Below are 3,998 nucleotides of genomic sequence, written 5' to 3'. Positions count from 1 at the left end.
CCGCGTGGGCCTTGCCGGGTGGGAGGCGGCCCGGCCCGGCCAGCTTTCCGGCGGCATGCAGCAGCGCGTGGGCCTGGCCCGCGCCCTTGCGCTGGACCCGGACATCCTGCTGATGGACGAGGCCTTCAGCGCGCTGGACCCGCTGATCCGGCGCGACATGCAGGACGAATTGCTGCGCCTGCAGGACGACGTGCGCAAGACCATCGTGTTCATCAGCCACGACCTCGACGAGGCGCTGAAGATCGGCGACCGCATCGTGCTCATGCGCGACGGGGCCGTGGTGCAGGTGGGCACGCCGGAAGACATCCTGACCAGCCCGGCGGATGACTACGTGGCCCGCTTTGTGGCCGACGTGGACATTGCCCGCGTGCTCACGGCGGGCACGGTGATGAAGCGGTCCGAGGCGGTGGCGGTGCTGGGCGTGGACGGCCCGCGCACGGCCCTGCGCAAGATGCGCAACCACGCCATCGCCACACTGTTCGTGCTGGACCGTAACCACAAGCTGGTGGGGCTGGTCACCGCCGACGACATCGCCGACCACATGGCGGGCGGCGAGCGCGATCTTGCGGCCATCATGCGTACCGACATCACCACGGTGCCGACCGATGCCCCCGCCTCCGAACTCATTCCGCTCATGGCCGGGCTGCCCCACCCGCTGGCCGTCACCGACGAACGCGGGCGGCTGGCCGGGGTCATCGTGCGCGGGTTGCTGTTGGGTGCGCTGGCTGAACGAGGGGGGAACGTCTGATGGAGGTGATGAACATGACGAGTGTGATGAATATGACGGGCATGACGGGCAGCTTCCCGCGCATTCCCCTCGGGCAGTGGCTGGAGGCAGGCATCGACTTTCTGGTTACCCACCTGGCCCCGGCCACGCGGGCCTTTTCCGCCGTGACCGAAAGCGGCCTGAATCTGCTGGAGGCCGGTCTGGACGCGCTGCCGCCGTTGCTGGTCATCGCCTTCGTGGGGCTGGTGGCGTGGCGCGTTACCCGCAAGGTGGCGCTGGGCGTGTTTGCCGTGGTCGGGCTGGCCCTGGTCTGGAACATGGGCCTGTGGCAGGCCACCATGAGCACCCTTGCGCTGGTGCTGGTTGCCACGTTGCTGGCCGTGCTGGTGGGCATTCCGCTGGGCATTGCCGCCGCCATGAGCAACCGGGCGCGCGCCGTGGTCATGCCCGTGCTGGACGTGATGCAGACCATGCCCGCCTTCGTCTACCTGATTCCCGCCATTCCCTTCTTTGGCCTTGGCAAGGTGGCCGCCGTGTTCGCCACGGTGATCTTTGCCATGCCGCCCGCCATCCGTTTTACCTGCCTGGGCATCCGGCAGGTGCCCGCCGAACTGGTGGAGTGCGCCGAGGCCTTCGGCACCGGGCGTTTCCAGCGGCTGGTGAAGCTGGAACTGCCGCTGGCCGCGCCCACCATGCTGGCCGGTGTGAACCAGACGGTCATGCTGGCCCTGTCCATGGTGGTCATTGCCGCCATGATCGGCGCGCGCGGCCTGGGCGGCGAGGTATGGAAGGCCATCCAGCGGCTGGAAATGGGCAATGGCTTCGAGGCGGGCATAGGCATCGTCATCGTTGCCATCTGCCTTGATCGCATATTGCAGCATGTGGGGAAGCGGGTGGGCGGGTAAGGTGACGGCACCAGGGGCCTTTTGCCCTCTGCCTGCGTCAGAACGTTTTTTTGTTCCGGTCAAATGCCGAAGAGCGCGTTGCGGTCCCCATCCGTAAGGTTCGCGCTCCGCGCTCACCGACGGCTGGGGCATGTTCCCTCCACAAAAAAACGCCCTTCCTTGGCAGAGAACAAAATTCCTCCTGGTGCTCATCTTGGCCTCACCGCACGCCCCGCATCACATCGCCGCAGTGCGCGGCACAACCTCCAACAGAGGAGCACGACATGAAGAAGATACTGCTGATGACCCTGGCGGTCCTGCTGCTGGCAACGCAGGCCGTTGCGGCACCCGCTTCCGAGGGCAAGCCCGTTCGCCTTGCCTATGTGGAATGGGATTGCGCCACGGCCAGTACCCATCTGGCCAAGGCGGTGATCGAGGACAAGCTGGGCCGCAAGGTGGAAGTGCTGCCCGTCAGCGCCGCCGCCATGTGGATGGCCGTGGCCACGGGCGACGTGGACGGCATGGTCACCGCGTGGCTGCCCGTGACCCACGGCGACTACCTGAAGAAGGTGGAAGGCAAGGTGAAGGACCTTGGCCCGCTGGTGGGCGGGGCGCGCCTTGGCTGGGCGGTGCCCGACTACGTGCCGCTGAAGTCCATAGAGGAACTGAAGGCCAACGCAGGCAAGTTCAAGGGCAAGGTCATCGGCATCGACCCCGGTTCCGGCCTGATGAAGCTGTCCGAAAAGGCCATGCAGGAGTACGGGCTGAACAAGCTGACCCTGGTGGAGGGCAGCGGGGCAACCATGACCGCCGCACTGGACGACGCCATCCGCCGCAAGGAATGGATTGTGGTCACCGCCTGGTCGCCGCACTGGATGTTCGGTCGCTGGAAGCTGCACTACCTGGACGACCCCAGGAAGGTGCTGGGCGAAGAGGAACGCATCCATACCGTGGTGCGCAACGGCCTGGACAAGGACATGCCCCACGTCTACGCCTTTCTCGACCGCTTCCGCTATGCCGACGCCAACCAGCTGGAAACGCTGATGGCCTGGAATCAGGAAAAGGGTGCGGACCTCATGGCCAACGCCCGGCGGTTCATGAAGGAGCACCCCGAACTGGTCAAGGAGTGGCTGGGCCAGTAGGGGAAGAAGAGAAAAGAAATGGAAAGCGCGGCGGGTAACCGTCGCGCTTTTTATCGTTCGTGGGAAGGCCCGCTACCCATCCCCCATCCGCCGCTCCATGCGCGAATGGATGATCGACGCCCGGACCTGCACCCCGCGCGAGGTGCCCGTGGGTGACCAGCGCAGGGGATTGGGCAGCACCGCCGCAAGGCGGGCCGCTTCCCACGAGGTGAGCGCGGCGGCGGACTTGCCGAAGTGGTGACGCGCGGCGGCTTCCGCCCCGAACACGCCGTCGCCCCATTCCACCACGTTCAGATACAGTTCCAGAATGCGCTTCTTGGACAGCTCGCGCTCCAGCCGCCAGGCCATGATGGCCTCCTTGGCCTTGCGCGACAGGCTCTTTTCCGGTGTGAACCACAGGTTCTTGGCAAGCTGCTGGGTGATGGTGCTGCCCCCGGCGGCAATGCGGCCTTCCTCGATGTTGCGCAGAAAGGCCTCTTCCATGCCGTCCAGGTCGAACCCTTCATGCTGCCAGAACTTGTCGTCCTCGGCGATGGTCACGGCCAGCACCAGATTGCGCGAAATGCTGCCAAGGTTCACCCAGTTCTGGCGATAGCTGGGGCCGCGCCCCTGCCGCGCCCACTGGCCCTGCCGGTATTCCATGAACGAGGTGACGGCGGGGTTCTGCTTCGCCAGCGTGGCGACCGGGGGCCACACCACGTAGCGGGCGATGTCCCCTCCCATCAGCAGCGCCACCAGCAGTACCAGACGCACGGCCAGCGGCCAGCCGGAACGGGGCGCGCGCGGGCGTGTGGGGCCTTGCGGCTCTTTTCGCGCCGGGGAGGGCGAGGTGGCGGGCTGCATGCTCAGGTAGGGAGGGGCGCTTCGGTCGGCGCCCCCTTGAGATGCGGCGGACTCGTCATGCTTGCCGGTTTCCGGCCCTCCACCGGGGCCTGACAATCTGCCCGACGGGCCAGCCGTTCCCGACATGTCCCCGAGATCAGTCGGACCAGTCGGACCAGTCGAGCCTGCCGAGCCAGTCGCGCCAGTCGGGACAGTCGGGCCAGTCGGGCCAGTCGGGCCAGTCGCATGTGATGCCTTGCCGCCCTTGCGTCCCAGCATGGCGCCCACCACATGGGCGATGACCGCCCACAGGCCGCGCGCCATGCGGCCTGCCGACACGACCAGCCAGCGCAATGCGCCGAATATGCCCCGCCCCGTTGCCGTCACCAGCAGCGTCAGGCCCAGCGCCAGCCCGCGCAGCCC

4 protein-coding genes are annotated in these 3,998 nt (G+C 66.9%); 3 read left to right on the top strand and 1 reads right to left on the bottom strand.

Going from position 1 to position 3,998, the window contains the following annotated elements; translation table 11 throughout:
• The 3 genes from FVW27_RS09695 to FVW27_RS09685 form a co-directional block, all read left to right on the top strand.
• On the top strand, positions 1–748 hold a 748-nt coding region (locus tag FVW27_RS09695), incomplete at its 5' end, for a CBS domain-containing protein (protein WP_167124695.1).
• Between the two features lie 41 nt (positions 749–789).
• Positions 790–1,632 carry an ABC transporter permease gene (locus FVW27_RS09690; RefSeq protein WP_167124699.1) on the top strand — a complete coding sequence of 281 codons (843 nt, stop codon included), beginning with the start codon at positions 790–792 and terminating at the stop codon, positions 1,630–1,632.
• 263 nt (positions 1,633–1,895) lie between these two features.
• Positions 1,896–2,753, top strand: coding sequence for a glycine betaine ABC transporter substrate-binding protein (locus FVW27_RS09685; protein WP_167124693.1), 858 nt, complete (start codon positions 1,896–1,898; stop codon positions 2,751–2,753).
• 72 nt (positions 2,754–2,825) lie between these two features.
• On the opposite strand, the gene mtgA is transcribed toward FVW27_RS09685, so the two are convergent.
• Positions 2,826–3,998: monofunctional biosynthetic peptidoglycan transglycosylase (gene mtgA, locus FVW27_RS09680; protein ID WP_243838329.1), on the bottom strand; the 1,173-nt coding region annotated here is incomplete at its 5' end.

This window comes from Nitratidesulfovibrio liaohensis (assembly GCF_011682075.1).
In the GTDB taxonomy this organism is placed as follows: Bacteria; Desulfobacterota; Desulfovibrionia; order Desulfovibrionales; family Desulfovibrionaceae; genus Cupidesulfovibrio; species Cupidesulfovibrio liaohensis.
This window is presented reverse-complemented; position numbering and strand designations above follow the sequence as displayed.

Coding starts and splice junctions, on each gene's coding strand:
- FVW27_RS09690 (WP_167124699.1), top strand. CDS start 790: ATGACGGGCAGCTTCCCGCGCATTCCCCTCGGGCAGTGGCTGGAGGCA.
- FVW27_RS09685 (WP_167124693.1), top strand. CDS start 1,896: ATGAAGAAGATACTGCTGATGACCCTGGCGGTCCTGCTGCTGGCAACG.